The following is a 15,272-nucleotide window of genomic DNA, read 5'->3' as shown; positions in this document are numbered from 1 at the left end:
TTGGAGCCTAAAAAATGCGTCTTACATCAGAGTTCTGGGTTTCGGCGCTCGTGCGCCGCGTCAATAATAGCGGTGCGTTCGCGGCGCTCTCCAACAAGGGCGCTGCCGAGGCGGGAGCGATCTTTATCAAGTTCCGCAATGCCGACGGCACCTATGACCTCTTCGGTCCGGCGCCGCAAATGGCCTATGACGAAACGAAGCCGCAGGAGCGTTTGTTTTCCGCCGTCAGGCAAGGTGTCGAAGAGACAATAGCCGATGCCGACCTCGAAAAGCAGAAGCGCTGGGACCGTGACCTTTGGGTCGTCGAGATTGAGGACTACCGCGACGACCGCGCCGGACTCTTCCCGATCGCTCCCGAGTAATGTGGGTGTAGAGCGCTTCTTTGATAGGAACCGTTCTAAGACACCCGGCGTCTGCCGTCTTCGTAATCCCCGGCCATCTCGCGCAGCTTTTGCCGCAGCTTTTCCGAGTTTTCAGCGGTTTTCCAGCGATCGACGGTCGCCTGCGCCTTGTCGCGGTCGATCTGGCGATAAGACTGGATAAACAGGCGCAGGGATCGCAGATCCTTGTGCACCAGGCCGAAGAGCCCGGTAAGGACCAGATGGGCCGCTTCCGCTGAAAGGCCAAGCGACGCCAGCGCAATGGTCAATTCGGCATTCAATCCGTGGCCGATGATTTTCCGTGCCGTCTCGACATCAAGGTTAAGCGCGATGGCCAACTCCCGTTCGAACGACATCGTCTCGTCAAGGAGTGCGGCATCGACAAGGTGGTTGGCGAGCGTGCCTTCATCGGACAAGGCAGCATCGCGCATCAGAGCCTTCAGCGCTTCGCGGGTTTCGCGCAGCCGGGGCGATTCTGGCGCGACCGCTGCGTCGGCAATCGGCGCATCGCCGCCGAGGTCGAAATGAGAATTGATCTCGAGCGCGTTTTCTATGGCCGTATCCTTGAAGCTGCGCAGGACACCCAGAAGTTGCGGATCATCCGATCGCCGGCGGGCTATGACCCGGGCGTGCGAGATCCCCTTGTGGGTTATGATGTCGATGAGGTCCTTTGGCGTGAGCAGCGGCGAGCGCAGCAACAGCGTTGCCGAGATATCGATGTCGTCCTCGGCAAGGGCCAGGATCAGGCGCTTCGGTGCGTGCGGAATTTCCGACAGGGCAGCAGCCGCATGGCGGCGGACGCGCGGCGAGGCGAGGGCGAGCAGGGGAACGGCAAGGTCTTCGAGTTGCTGTGCGTCGCTCCGTGCTGGCCTTGCGACACAGCAGAAAGCGGTAATCGATGCGGTAAGGAGATCGTCAGCCTTGCTGCCGCCGTTGCGGTCTTCAAGCGCCCGAAACTCAGGATACTTCACGAACACACTCCACTCGGGACACAACGCGGTTAAACAATGGCTAAAATTAGCCGCCAAGCGTTAGCAAGCCGTTAACCATCGGTATGTCTAATGAAATTATGGCGCAGTTCATGCGCGCGTAGGCATCGGAGTATCCAGGGAGACCAACCAGAGACCGATACGGATGAAGTCATGGGATTTGTCATAGCATTTCCAGGCAGCACCACCAGCAAGCGCCGGCCTAGCGCAGAGATAAATCGGCACCACCAGGCCGAAATCACGATCTTTCCGGGCGTGCGCTACGAACGCTATGCGCCTGAGCCGCCAAAGCGCGTCAAACCGAAACCAAATCGCAGGTTCCTTGATCCGGTGCCCCAGCCGGGGTAGTTGGCACAGCGTGATACGATAGTTCAGGATCTGCGCTGAGCTCGCTATTCGGCTCATTTGCAGATTGCCTCAAGATGATATCCGTTGGGGTCGATCAGATAGGAAGCAAAGTAATTCTCTCCCTAGTGAGGGCGGAAACCGGGCGCTCCGTTGTCACGGCCACCTGCAACTATTTCCCGCTTAGTGAAACAGCACACCAGCCTGTCTGTTGGGAGCTGCGAATGCAAGGTGAAAACCCGCCCAGGGCACAGTCAAACGCTCCGCTGTAAGCTAGTTGTCACCACCGCCGGGTAAGCCGTACCCGATGGCTTGATGGGGATCGTTCGGAGTTAAATCCTCCCAGACACGCACGTAGCCAAGCGCTGTTAGAGCAGTGTCGTAGAATGTGGAAGCGCGCTCCATATCAGGAACACCGAATGAAATATGATGCAACATTTCTAAGTCTCAAACGAGGTACTAGAACGGTTCTGCTGAATAGCATAAATGCCGGTACAAACCAAACAATCTTGCTTGCTGGGTGAGTACGATCCCTAAAGACAGGCAAGCAGACAAAACCACCAAAGATAGATAGAACTACGTCAACTTGAGGAGGAGCACTATAGTGCCAAGGTACATCAGTCTATACGAGAAAACTGGAAATAATCTCGTTAACCGGATGAACTTTATGCGCGACGATCACGCGTTTTTTCAAGCGTTATTTGGTAATCCCATTGATGATCCTCTGGTATACGATAGCTATCGAATAGATGAGGAGATTAACCGTAAGATTTTCCAGAAGATGGGCGTTATGGTCGATATTGTTACCTACGATTGCTATGTGGAGTTTGCAGCGTAGAGTGACAAATCGTTGGAACTCTTATTCCGGCTGCAAGAGGCAGAAAAACTCGTCCAGCTTAGGACAACCGACGTTTTCTGCTGCATGTTCCGCGTGTTGGCATCATTCGCAACGTTTCCGGCATTGGCAGCGGCAAAGCGATGCCTCCCATACCTTGCCAACAGGCCCTGGTTAAAGCAGCGGCGTGCACGCAGCACTGTCAAGGAACGCCGTTACCTGGCTCTGCCACGAGGCGTCCGGTACGAAACTGCGCACGACCACAAAACCCTCATCCATATCGGCTTCGATCAGGACTGAATTCTCGGCGGACTCGGGCTTGGTCTTGTTGAGCTCGATCATTTGCAGGGGCGTTGCCACGACAAGGTCCAGCTGGTCGGCGATCGCCGTGCGGTCATTGATCGAATAAAGGTTTTCGCCTTGCCGGTTGTAGACCGAAATCGACCAGTAGGGGGTCGTTCCAAGGCCGGTAATGTGTGCGGGCAGATCCGTGATGTCGAAGCGGCAGACGGATGCCTGGAACAGCGGATCGAAGGCGAGGGGAACCATCCCCGGCGCGCCGTCGCGGGTGACGCGATGAAACTGCCAATCGTCGCCATAGGCGGCGACCCGGGACCAGCTGTTGCGGTCGGAGTAATAGGGCACCAGCAGCACTACCACGAGGTGAATGAGGGCGGCCCCGACAAGGCCAAACAGGATTGCACGAAGAAACCTAGCCATCGCACCCGATCCTCGTAACCGTCGGGAATGCCATATTGACCAGACCGGAATTGCCCGCGATCGGAGTGTCATAGAGCGTCATGACGAGCACCATGCGTCCGCCACCGCTTGTGGCCAGCCAGTTGCCCGGCTGCGCCGTCGGCGAAACGCTGATGCTGAAACCGCCATCGTCATTGCGAAAAATCTGCCGCGAGTGCAGCGCGGGGAGTTTGTCCTTGCCTGGCTCGAGCGAGGTCAGCGCGCGGTCGGCGGCATAAAGTGTCCAGAAACGGGTGTTGGGCGTATTTCCTTCCACCTTGTACGTGCAGCGCCGATCCAGCGTTTTGCCCTCGTTGTCGCTATAGGCGTAGAAGACGAGGCCCTCGGTGCCGCCGAGCGGAAAGGCGCCTTCGCGCGCCGCGCGCGCTTTCGCATAAGGATCGGAGAGGGGCGTGCCAGCATCGGGATGCGCCGTCCATTGTCCGATGGCGAGCGAACCGAAGCCGTCGAATCGGCTCACCGCATACCATGCGCTCAGCGTTCCGCCGCCGACGGCAATCACAAGCGCAAGGAGGGCAAGGAGAACATTGCGAAGCATGAAGACGATGACTACACGGGCGTGCTCGGGGACGCAATCAAAGCACCGAGACCTTTTCGGGCGGGACAGGCAGTTTCAATTGCGGGGCGGCTTTCAGGGCCTGTCCGATCTCGCGCACGGCCGTAGCAGTGGCCCCTGAAAGGACGCGCGGCCGTTCGATGGCGGTCAGGGCATCGGCGTCATCGTCGGCAGCCTTTTGCTTGGCCTCGGCGACCTTTTCCTGTTTCGGCATGGTCGGGTCGATTCCCGGTATGGCCTTGAGTTCGATGTTCTGATGCGCGTAGTTCATGAAGCGCTGCCAGGTCATTGCAGGAAGGATGCCGCCCGTGAGTTCCTTGGTCGGCGTGAAATCGTCGTTCCCGAACCATACGGCAGCGGTGTAGTTGCCGGTAAATCCGACGAACCAGGCGTCGCGATAGCTCTGCGTCGTGCCTGTCTTGCCGGCGACGCGCGTCATGGACAGCGCCGCACGCCGACCGGTGCCCCATTCCGGCACCTGAGCCAGCATGATGTTCATATTGTTGTTGGCCGTTTCGGTAAGAACGCGGTGCGGTTTCTCGCCATCCTTCTTCCAGTCCCAAAGCACGTCGCCATTCTGGCTGAGGATTTGCGTAAAGGGGTGCCGCATTCCGGCAATACCGCCGGTGGCAAAGACGTTGTAGCCGGTCGCCTGGTCGAGCACCGTCATGCCGGATGTGCCGAGGACCATGGTCTTGTGCGAACTGATCGGCGATTCGACCCCCATTGCCTTGGCGAGCGCAACGATGGGCGCGGTCGTCAGATAATCCTTGGCAAGCCGGACGGGAACCGTATTGATGGATTTGACCAGCGCCGTCGTCAGGTCGATCTTGCCGAGATATTGCCGCGAATAATTCTGCGGCGACCAGTTGCCCCAGGAGACGGCGCCGCCGGACACAAGCGTCTTCGGTGTCATGCCTTTTTCCATCGCGGCGGCATAGACATAGGGCTTGAACGACGAGCCCGCCTGACGCTGGGCCGCCGTCGCGCGGTTGAACTGGCTTTCACCATAGTCGCGTCCGCCGACGATTGCCCGAACAGCGCCATTGTTTTCAAGAACGACGATGGCCGCTTGCGTGACGTTATATTCCTTGCCGTACTGGCGAAGGTGATACTCTGCTGACTCTTCGGCCGCCTTCTGGATGCCCATATCGATCGTCGTCCGCACGACGAGCGTATGGGTCGGCAACTTCTGGGCGACCTTGCGGACTTCGTCGAAAGTCCAATCGAGGAAATAGTCCGGACTTTCGGACCGGCCGCGATCGACGACGGTCGCCGGGTTGCGGCGGGCGCCGACCACCTGGCCTTCCGTCATCAGCCCACCCTGGACAAGGTTCGTTAGCACGACATTGGCGCGGGCGCGGGCGGCCGGCAGGTTTACGTGCGGTGCATATTTGGCGGGCGCCTTGAAGAGGCCGGCCAGCATCGCGGCTTCCGCAAGATTGACGTCCTTGATGCTCTTGCCGAAGTAGAACTGCGACGCGGCTGCGATGCCGAAGGTGCCACCGCCCATATAGGCCCGGTCCAGATAGGTCTGGAGGATTTCCTTCTTGGTGAGGTTCGATTCGAGCCAAAGGGCAAGGAAGGCTTCCTTGATCTTGCGGTCGAGACTGCGCTCGTTGGTAAGGAAAAGGTTCTTGGCAAGCTGCTGGGTGATCGTCGAGCCGCCCTGCACCACGGAATTGGCGCGCAGGTTTTCTGTCATGGCGCGCGACAGGCCGAGGAAATCAATGCCGAAATGGTCAAAGAAACGCCGGTCCTCGGTGGCAAGGACCGCTTTGATAACGTGATCCGGCAATTCATCGATAGGAACGGCGCTGCGATGGAGAATACCGCGCTGGCCGATCTCATTGCCATAGCGGTCGAGAAACGTCACCGCAAAGTCGTCGCGCGTGCGCCAGTTTTTCTCGGTTTCGTGAAATGCGGGAATGGCGAGCGTCAGCATGACGACCGACCCCGCGGTACCCCAGGTAAAGCCTTCACCCAGCAATTCGATGATGACGCGACGCCAGCCGGTGACATGGAACCGGCGAAAGAAAATCGTCGTATCTTCCCAGAACTCGACGAGGCGAAAACGCAATTCGTAAAGGGTTGAATCGATCCAGGCATCAAGGCCCAGCAGCGGCGAGACCTTAAATCGCTTCCGTTCCTTGCCTGGCCTGGGCTCTTCCATGAGTTCTTGCCTGCCCTACGCTTGGCATGTCCACCCTGATGGGACATGGTGTAGCGGATTACATTTAACAGCTTCTTAGGACGGCTGTTTTGCAGAGATTATATGGTGGCTTCTTAGACTAAAGAATACCGCTTTTATGACTAAGGCCACAAGACGCGACAAGCCGCGCAAGATGATTTGATCCAAGAGTGTTGCCGAAGCGCAAGCCTGCAAATTGCGCTTGCAATTGGTAGCCACCGGTGGATTGATGCCATTTTTCACTCGAGGATGGTACGCATGTCGATTGAACATTGGCTCGCATTCGTTGCGGCATCTGCAATTCTCCTTGCCATTCCCGGCCCCACCATTCTTCTCGTTATCTCTTACGCACTCGGCCACGGCCGCCGCTTTGCCGTGGCAACGGTTGCCGGTGTCGCGCTTGGCGATTTTACCGCGATGACAGCCTCGATGCTCGGCCTCGGCGCCCTGCTTGCCGCCTCCGCAACGATCTTCACCGTCCTCAAATGGGTGGGCGCAGCCTATCTGATTTATCTCGGCATCAAGCTCTGGCGAGCGCCTGTTGCCAATCCTGATGGCGGCGATGCGGCGGTTAAGGAGGAGAAGGCGCTGCCAGTCTTTCTTCATGCCTATGTCGTCACCGCCCTAAACCCGAAGAGCATCATCTTCTTCGTTGCGTTCCTGCCGCAGTTCCTCGATCTGTCGCGTCCCGTGCTCGGCCAGATGGTCATCTTCGAGACGACATTCCTGGTTTTGGCAACGCTCAACGCCGGCACCTATGCGCTGATGGCATCCATGGCCCGCCACACGATCCGCAAACCAAAGGTACAGCGCATCGTCAACCGCTCCGGCGGGTCGCTGATGATCGGGGCTGGTATGCTGGCTCTGGGTTGGCACAAAGCGGCCTAGAGAAAAAATTCATATATAGGAAAATAGTCCTTGACTGCGTAACGGTCGTCCTGTAGGTTCTGGTCATCGTCGGAAATGTGACTTCAGTGCTTCGCAGGGCAGCACCGCCTGCGATCGGTGACGGTTCGCAAAGCGATCTCACAGGACATTCATGGCCTCTTCCTCGTCCGTCATGCGGCGGCGGAGCGCAGTTGCGCTCTGCCGTGACTATGGCATTTCATCAGCCGAGATCGCACCGTTGTTCGGCGAAGACGAAGCGCAGTTCCTGCGCTCCTTGAAGCGCAACGGGTTGTCCGGTGGAGGGTTCGAACAAAAGAGCCGGCAATTGCGGCTCGCCGAGAAGATCATGAACCTCTTGCAAAAAGAGGTGGAAGCGCTGTCTGCGCTTGAGGACGACAGCCTCAGCAAGACCAAACTCGACACGCTGGCGTTGCTCACCCGCACCATCGAAAAGGTGGGCGATCTCCAGGAGCGATTTGCCGCCGTACGGCTCGAAGCCGTTGGCGGCCTCAGCACGGACGAATTGCGCAACGTCCTGACGCGCATTGACGAGAGGATCGATGAACTTGCGGAAATGCGGGCAAGAGAATTGGTCCAGATCCAACCTGAACGAACGGGAGTCAAGAGCGGCGGTCCGGGAATGGATGATCCAGGGGCGCAATGCACAACAGCCGCCACGCGGTGAATGGCGCGCTTGGCTGATATTTGGCGGGCGCGGCTCCGGCAAGACGCGGATGGGCGCGGAATGGGTAAACGGCATGGTTCACGCACTTCCTCCCTTTTCCGCGGTCAAATCCGGCAATATCGCGCTTGTCGGCGAAACGCTTGCCGACGTGCGCGAAATCATGATCGACGGACCTTCGGGGATCATGGCGGTGTCGCGGGCCGAGCGTCCGCGCTTCGAAGCAAGCCGCCGCCGGCTTCTCTGGGCCAATGGTGCGACGGCCTCAATGTTCTCCTCGGAGGATCCGGATAGCCTGCGCGGCCCGCAATTCGACGCCGCCTGGTGTGATGAACTGGCGAAATGGCGCAATCTGCAGGAGACCTGGGACATGCTGCAATTCGGATTGCGGCTCGGCACGAAGCCGCGTCAGGTTATTACGACGACGCCGCGTCCCTTGCCCCTCCTGAAAGCAATGATCTCCAATCCGGTAATTCCGGTCTGGCGCATGCGAACCGAAGAGAATGCGGCGAATCTCGCCCCCGGCTTTATCGACCATGTCAGCGAACTCTATGGAGGAACGCGTCTCGGCCGACAGGAACTTGATGGTGAACTGATCGAGGACAACCCCGACGCCCTGTGGTCGCGCCCATTGCTGGAGAAGATCTATTGTCCTGATGTGCCAGACCTCAAGCGCATCGTTGTGGCTATCGATCCGCCGGCAAGCGCCAACAAGAAGTCGGACGCATGCGGGATCGTTGCCGCGGGCTTCGATGGCGCCGGCATCGCCTGGGTACTGGCCGATGCGAGCCTTGCCCCGGCCAAGCCGCACGAGTGGGCGAGGCGGGCAATTGCACTCTTTCACCGGCTTGAAGCGACCTCATCATCGCCGAGGTCAATCAGGGTGGTGATATGGTCGCGGCGGTTATCGCGGCTGAGGATGCGGCGGTGCCGGTGCGTTCCGTACGGGCCAATCGCGGCAAGGCTTTGCGCGCCGAACCGATCGCCGCACTCTACGAACAGGGCAGGGTGCGTCACACGGCGCGGTTCCGGCAATTGGAGGACGAGATGTGCGACTTCACCGGCTCCGGTCTATCGAGCGGCCGTTCGCCAGATCGTGTGGACGCCCTCGTCTGGGCGCTGGGCGATCTGTTCCGTCGCCGCGACGGCAGTCCGCGCGTCCGCGTCGTGGCCTAACGGCGACTGCCTCAATTCCATCCGTCAGACGGAGAGTAATAATCAAATGGCAATTCAATGGCCGTGGCGCCGCGCCGCCACCAATGAGAACCCGCACCTCCAGCGTAAATCCGCGCCGGGCCTGGTGGCACTGCAGCTCGAGCGCGAAGCGCGTTGGTCGCAGAGCGGCTATTGCGGGCTGTCGCGGCAAGGCTTCATGCGCAACGCTGTCGTCTATCGCTGCGTACGCCATCTCGCCGAAGCCGCAAGTTCGATCCCCTGGCTGCTCTATGAAGGAGATGCTGAAGACAGCCGCCACCCCGCCCTCCAGCTTCTCGCCGATCCGCATCGCGGGATGGATGGCTCGAGCTTTTTCGAAGAGCTCTATGGTCACCTCCTGCTGTCGGGCAACGCTTACGTGGAGCGGGTGGAAAGCGGCAGCGGCGCGAGCGAACTCTATCTTCTCAGACCCGACCGCGTGCGTATCGTCGCGGACGATCACGGCTGGCCCACCGCGCTCACCTATGGTGCCGGCATGCAGAAACGGACGGTGCCGCTCGGCGAAGGCCGCAGCCTGCATTTGAAACTGTTCCACCCGCTTGACGATCATTACGGCTTTGCGCCGCTCGAAGCGGCGTCGATGGCGCTCGACATCCACAATGCTTCGGCGACCTGGAACAAGGCGCTGCTTGACAACTCGGCGTGCCCCTCAGGCGCTCTCGTCTATGCGCCCGGCGAAACGAGCCACCTTAGCGAAGAGCAGTTCGACCGGCTGAAGGCCGAGCTTGAAGAAGGTTATACGGGCGCCGCCAAGGCGGGACGCCCGCTGCTGCTCGAGGGCGGGCTCGACTGGAAATCGATGGGTCTGTCGCCGCGCGACATGGACTTTGTCGCCGCCAAGAATACGGCAAGCCGTGACATAGCGCTCGCCTTCGGCATCCCGCCGATGCTGCTGGGCATTCCGGGCGACAACACCTACGCCAATTATGCGGAAGCCAACCGCGCATTCTATCGCCTCAGCGTCATCCCGCTGGTGGTGCGAACGGCAAAGGCTTTCGGCAATTGGCTCGGGCCCGCCTATGGCGGCAAATTCAGGCTCGAACCTGATCTCGACCGCGTCGACGGATTGGCACAGGAGCGCGACGCCCTCTGGCAACGTATCGCAGCGGCGCCGTTCCTCAGCGACGAGGAGAAGCGCGAGGCCGTCGGCTACACCCAGAAAACTTCGGGAGATTGACGATGACACATTGGTCGGACGCCGCCTGGATACTCGCGGCGAAAGCGGTCGGCGCCGTGGCAGGATCGGCTGTTTCGCTTGCCTACATGTTGCCGAAGGACAAGAGCGAAGCGGCGATCCGCTTTATCGTCGGGATTGTCTGCGGGCTCGCTTTCGGCGGCGCTGCAGGCGTCAAGATCGCGGTGGAACTCGATATTCGCGGTCAGCTCGGCGACGGCGAACTGATGCTGATGGGCGCAACGGCCGCAAGTCTCGCGGCCTGGACGGCGCTCGGCCTGTTTGCGCGGCTTGCCGCCCGCACGGGTGAATCGAAAACTCCGCATTGTCACGCAAGCAATGGAAACAAAAAGGATATCGCGGATGCACGCTAAGGCGATATCTCCAGTGATCGAGAAGAAATTTGCCGGGCTTTCCATCGAAAAGGTTACGCCTGATGGCAGCTTCTCCGGTTACGCAAGCCTCTTTGGCGAGGTCGATCTCGGCAAGGACGCCATAGAACCCGGCGCCTTTGCCAAGTCGGTACGCGAACGGGGCGCACTGGGCATCCGCATGCTCTGGCAGCATGATCCCAACCAGCCGATTGGGGTATGGACCGAGATAAGGGAAGACAGCCGCGGTCTTTATGTCGAGGGCCGGCTGACCAAGGGAGTCGCCCGTGCCGGGGAAATCCTCGAACTGATGCGAACGGGGGCGATCGATGGCCTTTCGATCGGATTTCGAACGGTGCGCGCCAGATCCGGCAGGGCCGGCATCCGCCATATCCAGGAAGCCGACCTCTGGGAGATCTCGGTGGTGACATTCCCGATGCTGCCCTCGGCCCGCGTCGGGCAGGTGAAGAGCCTCGCCCGGCAGGCTCATACCGAAGCGGAGCGCCTCTCGGCCAAGCTTCGTGCCGCTGAAAGATACATCAGAGCCGCAACGCCATTTCAATGACCAAAGGAAAAACGATGACGCAACAGACATCAATGCCTGATCTTGAGACGAAAAACGCGAGCAGTGTGGACGATTCCTTCGATGCGTTCATGCGCTCGTTCGACGAGTATAAAAGCACCAACGAGTACCGGCTTGCGGAAATCGAGCGCCGGGGCGGCACGGACGTGCTGACGAATGAGAAGCTCGACCGCGTCAATGACGCGCTTGACGAGCAAAAGCGGGTCATCGATCACATGCTGCTGAAGCGGGCACGGCCCCACCTCGATGGTGGTTTTGACCCGTTGGTCTCGCTCGAGCACAAGACGGCATTTGACAATTATGTCCGGCGCGGCGACGAAAGCGGTCTGCGCCCGATCGAAGCCAAGGCACTGTCGATCGGCTCCGCCACTGATGGTGGCTACCTCGTGCCCCCGGAGATGGAACGCGAAATCGGTACACGGCTGGCCGCGATCTCGCCAATCCGCAACCTTGCGTCGGTGCGGCAGGTTTCAAGCTCGCTTCTGAAGAAGCCTTTTTCGATCAAGGGGCCGGCAGTAGGCTGGGTTGGCGAAACCGAAGCGCGGCCGCAGACCGATGCCTCCAAGCTGGCGGAGCTGCAGTTCCCGACCATGGAACTCTACGCCATGCCGGCGGCGACTGCGTCGCTGCTTGACGATGGCGCGGTCGATGTCGAACAGTGGATCTCGGCGGAGGTGGAAACCGCCTTTGCCGAGCAGGAGGGCAAGGCATTCGTGTCCGGCGACGGCGTCAACAAGCCGCGCGGGTTTCTGAACTACGACACGGTGGCGGAAAATGCCTGGGCCTGGGGCAAGATCGGCTTCCTCGCGACCGGCGTTGCCGCGAAGTTTCCGGCGACCGCCGCCTCCGATATTCTTCTCGATACGATCTATTCCATAAAGGCCGGCTATCGCCAGAATGCGAACTGGGTGATGAACCGCAAGACGCAGGCGGAAGTGCGCAAGCTCAAGGATAATGACGGCAACTATCTCTGGGTACCGCCTGCCGCACCGGGCCAGCAGGCGTCGCTGCTCGGCTTTGGTTTGACTGAGGCCGAGGACATGCCGGATATCTCCAGCAGCGGCTTTGCCATCGCCTTTGGCGATTTCGCGCGCGGTTATCTGGTCGTGGATCGCACGGGCGTGCGTGTTCTCCGCGATCCTTACTCAGCCAAGCCCTACGTGCTTTTCTATACGACCAAGCGCGTCGGCGGCGGGGTCCAGGATTTTGCAGCGATCAAGCTCCTGAAGTTTGCGGCCTCGTAAGGAAACCGGCGCGGCGGCACTCTACCCATGCGGAAGAGTGCCGCGTGGCACCAAAGACCGATTCCAATCAGGACACTTCCATGACTCTTGCAATTTTGACGGCGCCGGCGCTCGAGCCGGTGACACTGGCGGAACTGCGCCAGTTTTTGCGTCTCGACAATGGCAGCGAGGACGCGCTCCTGACGGGTCTGATCAAGGCGGCGCGTGAAACGCTGGAACAGCAGACCGGTCTTGCGCTCGTCACCCAGACCTGGCGACTTTATGCCGATCGCTGGCCGAGGCATGGTGTGATCAAGATTGCCAAATATCCCCTGCGCTCCATTGTTTCGGTCACAGCATACCAGGACGACGGGTCGCCGGTTGCTCTTGCACAAGACTCAATTCACTTGAACGGTTCGACCCGTCCAGCGCGGCTTTACCTTGCAGCACCGAGCCATGCGGCGCTCTCCGGCCTTGAGATCGATTTCGAGGCCGGTTTCGGAGAGGCAGGCACGGACGTCCCCGATACCTTACGCCACGCAATCATGACCCTTGTCGCGCACTGGTATGAGTTTCGCGGCGTCTTCGATGCCTCGCTGCAGCCAGTCTCCTATCCGCCAGCCTTCGAGCGGACGGTCGGCCTTTGGCGCAGGATATCCCTTTGATGCCGACGCTGTTCATCGATCCTGGACGATTGTCACAGGAACTGTCGCTGGAGGAGCCCCGGTACGACGCCGACGATACCGGCAGCCTTGTCGTCGCCTGGGCCGAAATCGGAACACTTTGGACGCAGGTCGAACCCATAGACGCAGGGGTGCGCTGGCTGGGCGAACAGGCGCTGCCCGAGGCGACCCATCGCATAACCCTGCGCATGCGCCGCGATATCACGAGCGCCATGCGCCTGCGCAAAGGCAACCGCATTTTCCAGATTCTGACACTGCACGATCCCGATGAGAGCGGCCGCTATCTTGTCTGCCGCGTGCGCGAGGAGGTCCAATGAAAATCACCATGGAATTGACGGTCGCCGATCTCATAAGGACCCTGCGCTGGCAAGCTATCGCTTTATCCGAGAAGGAAATCGCAGCACCGAAGCCCGAGACACCGGCGCGCGTCTCAGGCCAGCCCAAGCCGGAGCCGAAGCGATGACGAGCGCCGGACTGGAACTCCAGAAGGCGGTTCTAATACTCTTGACGTCAGATGCGTCGCTGAAAAACTTGATCGATACCCGTGTCTACGACCGCGTGCCGGCGCAGGCGGAATTTCCCTATGTGACGCTTGGCACTTCGACGACTTACGACTGGAGCACGGCGAGCGAGCGTGGCAGCGAACATCTCTTCACGCTGAATGTCTGGGATCGCGCGAGCGGCCGCAAATCCGTGATGCAGATCATGCATGCAATGGATCAGCTTTTAACCGGGGCGCAACTGACGCTCACCGGCCACCGGCTGATCAACCTGATTCCGCAATCGTCGCTGGCGCGGCCCGAAGACAATCGAGACGGCTACCTCGGTGTGCTCCGCTACCGCGCCGTCACCGAAGAACAGCCATAGGAAAGGACACGAGATGGGTGCCCAGAGAGGCAAAGACATTCTGTTGAAGATCGCCAATGCCGCCGGCAGCTATATGACCGTTGCCGGCATGCGCTCCAAGCGAATCGCCTTCAACGCCGAAGCCGTCGACGTGACGGATGCCGACGCCATCGGCCGCTGGCGCGAACTGCTCGGCGGAAGCGGTGTGCAGCGCGCCTCGATCGGCGGATCCGGGCTGTTCAAGGATGCACAATCCGACGCGCTCATCCGCCAAGCCTTCTTCGACGGCACCATCGCCAATTGGCAGGTCGTCCTGCCGGATTTCGGCATCCTGCGCGGATTGTTCCAGATCATGGCGCTCGAATATGGTGGAGCGCATGACGGCGAGGTGACCTTCGAAATCGCGCTGGAATCCGCGGGGCCGGTAGAATTCACGGAGGCGACCCATGCCTAACCGCCGCCGTGGTGAGATCAGCGCCAATCTCGACGGACGCGACTTCACGCTTTGCCTGACGCTTGGCGCCCTTGCCGAACTCGAGGACGCCTTTGGGGCGCAGGATCTTGGCGCATTGCTCAGACGCTTTGCCGACGGCGCGCTTTCTGCCGGCGATCTCATAAAGATCATCGCTGCTGGACTTAGAGGCGGCGGGAACGATGTAGGGCCGGAGGCAGTGGCCCTGATGCGCACGGAGGGCGCAGCCGCCGGCTTTGCAACCATCGTGAGCGAACTCCTGAGCGCGACCTTCGGTGATTCAAAATCGGAGCAAGTGCCGCCAAACCCTTGAAAGCCGCAGCAGATCAGCCAGTCGACGCCTTTCCGTGGGACGCCATCATGAAAGCGGGATTGGGCCTGCTGCGGCTCGTGCCATCGGCGTTCTGGGCCATGACTTTGCGCGAGCTCAACGCCGCCTTCGCGCGGCCGCGTGCGCTCCTGGCACCTACACGATCCGAAATTGAACAACTTATGCGCAGGTTTCCCGATGATGTGGAGCAATGAATGACCACCGAAGAATTTGCCGTGCCGCTGAAAATTACGGCCGATGGGAAGTCCGTCGAAAACGTTCTCACCAACCTTGAAGCGAGGTCGAAGCAATTCGGCCGCACCATAAGCGACGCGCTGAAGGGTGCGGCCGTCAGCGGCAGGAGTTTTGAGGATGTCTTGCGCAACCTTGGAATGAGCCTTGCCAACATGGCCCTCGGCGCCGGTCTTGCGCCCTTGCAAAAAATGGCATCCGGCTGATTTGAAGGGCTGTTCAACGGTCTCCAGGGTGCAAAGCCGCATGCGAAGGGCGGCGTCGTCAACAGTCCTACTTACTTCAACGATGGCGGTGCATTGGGATTGATGGGCGAAGCCGGCGCCGAGGCCATCATGCCGCTCGCGCGCGGTGCCGACGGCAAGCTTGGCGTCGTATCCCAGGGTGGCGGCGCACCGGTCCATGTCACCTTCAATGTGACGACGCCGGATGCCGCCTCCTTCCGCAAATCGGAAGCGCAGATGACCGGCATGCTGGCGCGTGCAGTTCAACGCGGGGCGCGAACCCTTTAAAGGCGA

At 60.0% G+C, this 15,272-nt stretch carries 20 protein-coding genes and 2 pseudogenes; 18 read left to right on the top strand and 4 right to left on the bottom strand.

Annotated elements, in window-relative coordinates; all coding sequences use genetic code 11:
- The first annotated feature begins 14 nt into the window (after nt 1–14).
- Nucleotides 15–362 carry a DUF1491 family protein gene (locus GF108_RS10415; protein ID WP_153667886.1) on the top strand — a complete coding sequence of 116 codons (348 nt, stop codon included), beginning with the start codon at nt 15–17 and terminating at the stop codon, nt 360–362.
- A gap of 35 nt (nt 363–397) precedes the next feature.
- On the opposite strand, the gene GF108_RS10410 is transcribed toward GF108_RS10415, so the two are convergent.
- Nucleotides 398–1,351 carry a DUF2336 domain-containing protein gene (locus GF108_RS10410; protein WP_153667885.1) on the bottom strand — a complete coding sequence of 318 codons (954 nt, stop codon included), beginning with the start codon at nt 1,349–1,351 and terminating at the stop codon, nt 398–400.
- A gap of 171 nt (nt 1,352–1,522) precedes the next feature.
- Between GF108_RS10410 and GF108_RS10405 the strand changes: the two genes are divergently transcribed.
- Entirely contained in the window at nt 1,523–1,717 is a 195-nt protein-coding gene (locus GF108_RS10405; protein WP_153667884.1) for a hypothetical protein, read from the top strand.
- Between the two features lie 664 nt (nt 1,718–2,381).
- Complete coding sequence (locus GF108_RS10400) at nt 2,382–2,552, top strand: hypothetical protein (RefSeq protein ID WP_153667883.1); 171 nt, start codon at nt 2,382–2,384, stop codon at nt 2,550–2,552.
- A gap of 171 nt (nt 2,553–2,723) precedes the next feature.
- On the opposite strand, the gene GF108_RS10395 is transcribed toward GF108_RS10400, so the two are convergent.
- The 3 genes from GF108_RS10395 to GF108_RS10385 are packed head-to-tail and all read right to left on the bottom strand — an operon-like array spanning nt 2,724 to nt 6,037.
- Nucleotides 2,724–3,269: a DUF1254 domain-containing protein gene (locus tag GF108_RS10395; protein ID WP_153667882.1), complete on the bottom strand. Its 546-nt coding sequence runs from the start codon at nt 3,267–3,269 to the stop codon at nt 2,724–2,726.
- On the bottom strand, nt 3,262–3,846 hold the full coding sequence (locus tag GF108_RS10390) for a DUF1214 domain-containing protein (protein WP_027229964.1): 585 nt from the start codon (nt 3,844–3,846) through the stop codon (nt 3,262–3,264). Before GF108_RS10390 ends, GF108_RS10395 begins: the two co-directional genes overlap by 8 nt.
- A gap of 37 nt (nt 3,847–3,883) precedes the next feature.
- A complete protein-coding gene (locus GF108_RS10385) occupies nt 3,884–6,037 on the bottom strand; it encodes a transglycosylase domain-containing protein (protein ID WP_153667881.1) in 2,154 nt (717 codons plus the stop codon).
- Nucleotides 6,038–6,313: 276 nt separating this feature from the next.
- Here GF108_RS10385 and GF108_RS10380 point away from each other — a divergent pair, with 276 nt between their 5' ends.
- From GF108_RS10380 to GF108_RS10310, 15 genes and pseudogenes are all read left to right on the top strand, one after another.
- Nucleotides 6,314–6,943, top strand: coding sequence for a LysE family translocator (locus GF108_RS10380; protein ID WP_091950134.1), 630 nt, complete (start codon nt 6,314–6,316; stop codon nt 6,941–6,943).
- 151 nt (nt 6,944–7,094) lie between these two features.
- Nucleotides 7,095–7,628 carry a hypothetical protein gene (locus GF108_RS10375; RefSeq protein ID WP_153667880.1) on the top strand — a complete coding sequence of 178 codons (534 nt, stop codon included), beginning with the start codon at nt 7,095–7,097 and terminating at the stop codon, nt 7,626–7,628.
- A pseudogene (locus tag GF108_RS10370) lies at nt 7,588–8,801 on the top strand (DNA-packaging protein). The gene GF108_RS10375 and the pseudogene GF108_RS10370 overlap by 41 nt, the downstream one beginning before the upstream one ends.
- A 46-nt stretch (nt 8,802–8,847) precedes the next feature.
- Nucleotides 8,848–10,017, top strand: a complete 1,170-nt coding sequence (locus GF108_RS10365) for a phage portal protein (protein WP_153667879.1) — start codon at nt 8,848–8,850, stop codon at nt 10,015–10,017.
- A gap of 2 nt (nt 10,018–10,019) precedes the next feature.
- The gene (locus GF108_RS10360; RefSeq protein WP_091919270.1) at nt 10,020–10,388 is read left to right on the top strand and encodes a DUF6107 family protein; all 369 of its coding nucleotides are present in this window, start codon (nt 10,020–10,022) and stop codon (nt 10,386–10,388) included.
- Entirely contained in the window at nt 10,378–10,950 is a 573-nt protein-coding gene (locus GF108_RS10355; RefSeq protein WP_153667878.1) for an HK97 family phage prohead protease, read from the top strand. The genes GF108_RS10360 and GF108_RS10355 overlap by 11 nt, the downstream gene beginning before the upstream one ends.
- Nucleotides 10,951–10,964: 14 nt before the next feature.
- A complete protein-coding gene (locus tag GF108_RS10350; protein WP_153667877.1) occupies nt 10,965–12,212 on the top strand; it encodes a phage major capsid protein in 1,248 nt (415 codons plus the stop codon).
- A gap of 80 nt (nt 12,213–12,292) precedes the next feature.
- The gene (locus GF108_RS10345) at nt 12,293–12,856 is read left to right on the top strand and encodes a phage head-tail connector protein (protein ID WP_153667876.1); all 564 of its coding nucleotides are present in this window, start codon (nt 12,293–12,295) and stop codon (nt 12,854–12,856) included.
- The gene (locus GF108_RS10340; RefSeq protein ID WP_153667875.1) at nt 12,856–13,191 is read left to right on the top strand and encodes a phage head closure protein; all 336 of its coding nucleotides are present in this window, start codon (nt 12,856–12,858) and stop codon (nt 13,189–13,191) included. Before GF108_RS10345 ends, GF108_RS10340 begins: the two co-directional genes overlap by 1 nt.
- A complete protein-coding gene (locus tag GF108_RS10335) occupies nt 13,188–13,337 on the top strand; it encodes a hypothetical protein (RefSeq protein WP_153667874.1) in 150 nt (49 codons plus the stop codon). Before GF108_RS10340 ends, GF108_RS10335 begins: the two co-directional genes overlap by 4 nt.
- Nucleotides 13,334–13,741, top strand: a complete 408-nt coding sequence (locus GF108_RS10330) for a DUF3168 domain-containing protein (RefSeq protein WP_153667873.1) — start codon at nt 13,334–13,336, stop codon at nt 13,739–13,741. The genes GF108_RS10335 and GF108_RS10330 overlap by 4 nt, the downstream gene beginning before the upstream one ends.
- Nucleotides 13,742–13,754: 13 nt before the next feature.
- The gene (locus tag GF108_RS10325) at nt 13,755–14,174 is read left to right on the top strand and encodes a phage major tail protein, TP901-1 family (RefSeq protein WP_153667872.1); all 420 of its coding nucleotides are present in this window, start codon (nt 13,755–13,757) and stop codon (nt 14,172–14,174) included.
- Nucleotides 14,167–14,505 (top strand): gene transfer agent family protein, encoded by a 339-nt coding sequence (locus GF108_RS10320; RefSeq protein ID WP_153667871.1) that lies wholly within the window; start codon nt 14,167–14,169, stop codon nt 14,503–14,505. The genes GF108_RS10325 and GF108_RS10320 overlap by 8 nt, the downstream gene beginning before the upstream one ends.
- The gene (locus GF108_RS10315; protein WP_255453100.1) at nt 14,502–14,717 is read left to right on the top strand and encodes a rcc01693 family protein; all 216 of its coding nucleotides are present in this window, start codon (nt 14,502–14,504) and stop codon (nt 14,715–14,717) included. Before GF108_RS10320 ends, GF108_RS10315 begins: the two co-directional genes overlap by 4 nt.
- A pseudogene (locus tag GF108_RS10310) lies at nt 14,718–15,266 on the top strand (phage tail tape measure protein).
- The last annotated feature ends 6 nt before the right edge of the window (nt 15,267–15,272 follow it).

The sequence above is a fragment of the Phyllobacterium sp. SYP-B3895 genome, assembly GCF_009647635.1.
In the GTDB taxonomy this organism is placed as follows: Bacteria; Pseudomonadota; Alphaproteobacteria; order Rhizobiales; family Rhizobiaceae; genus Phyllobacterium; species Phyllobacterium pellucidum.
The sequence above is the reverse complement of the archived record's forward strand: the minus strand, read 5'-3'. Positions and strand labels throughout refer to the sequence as shown.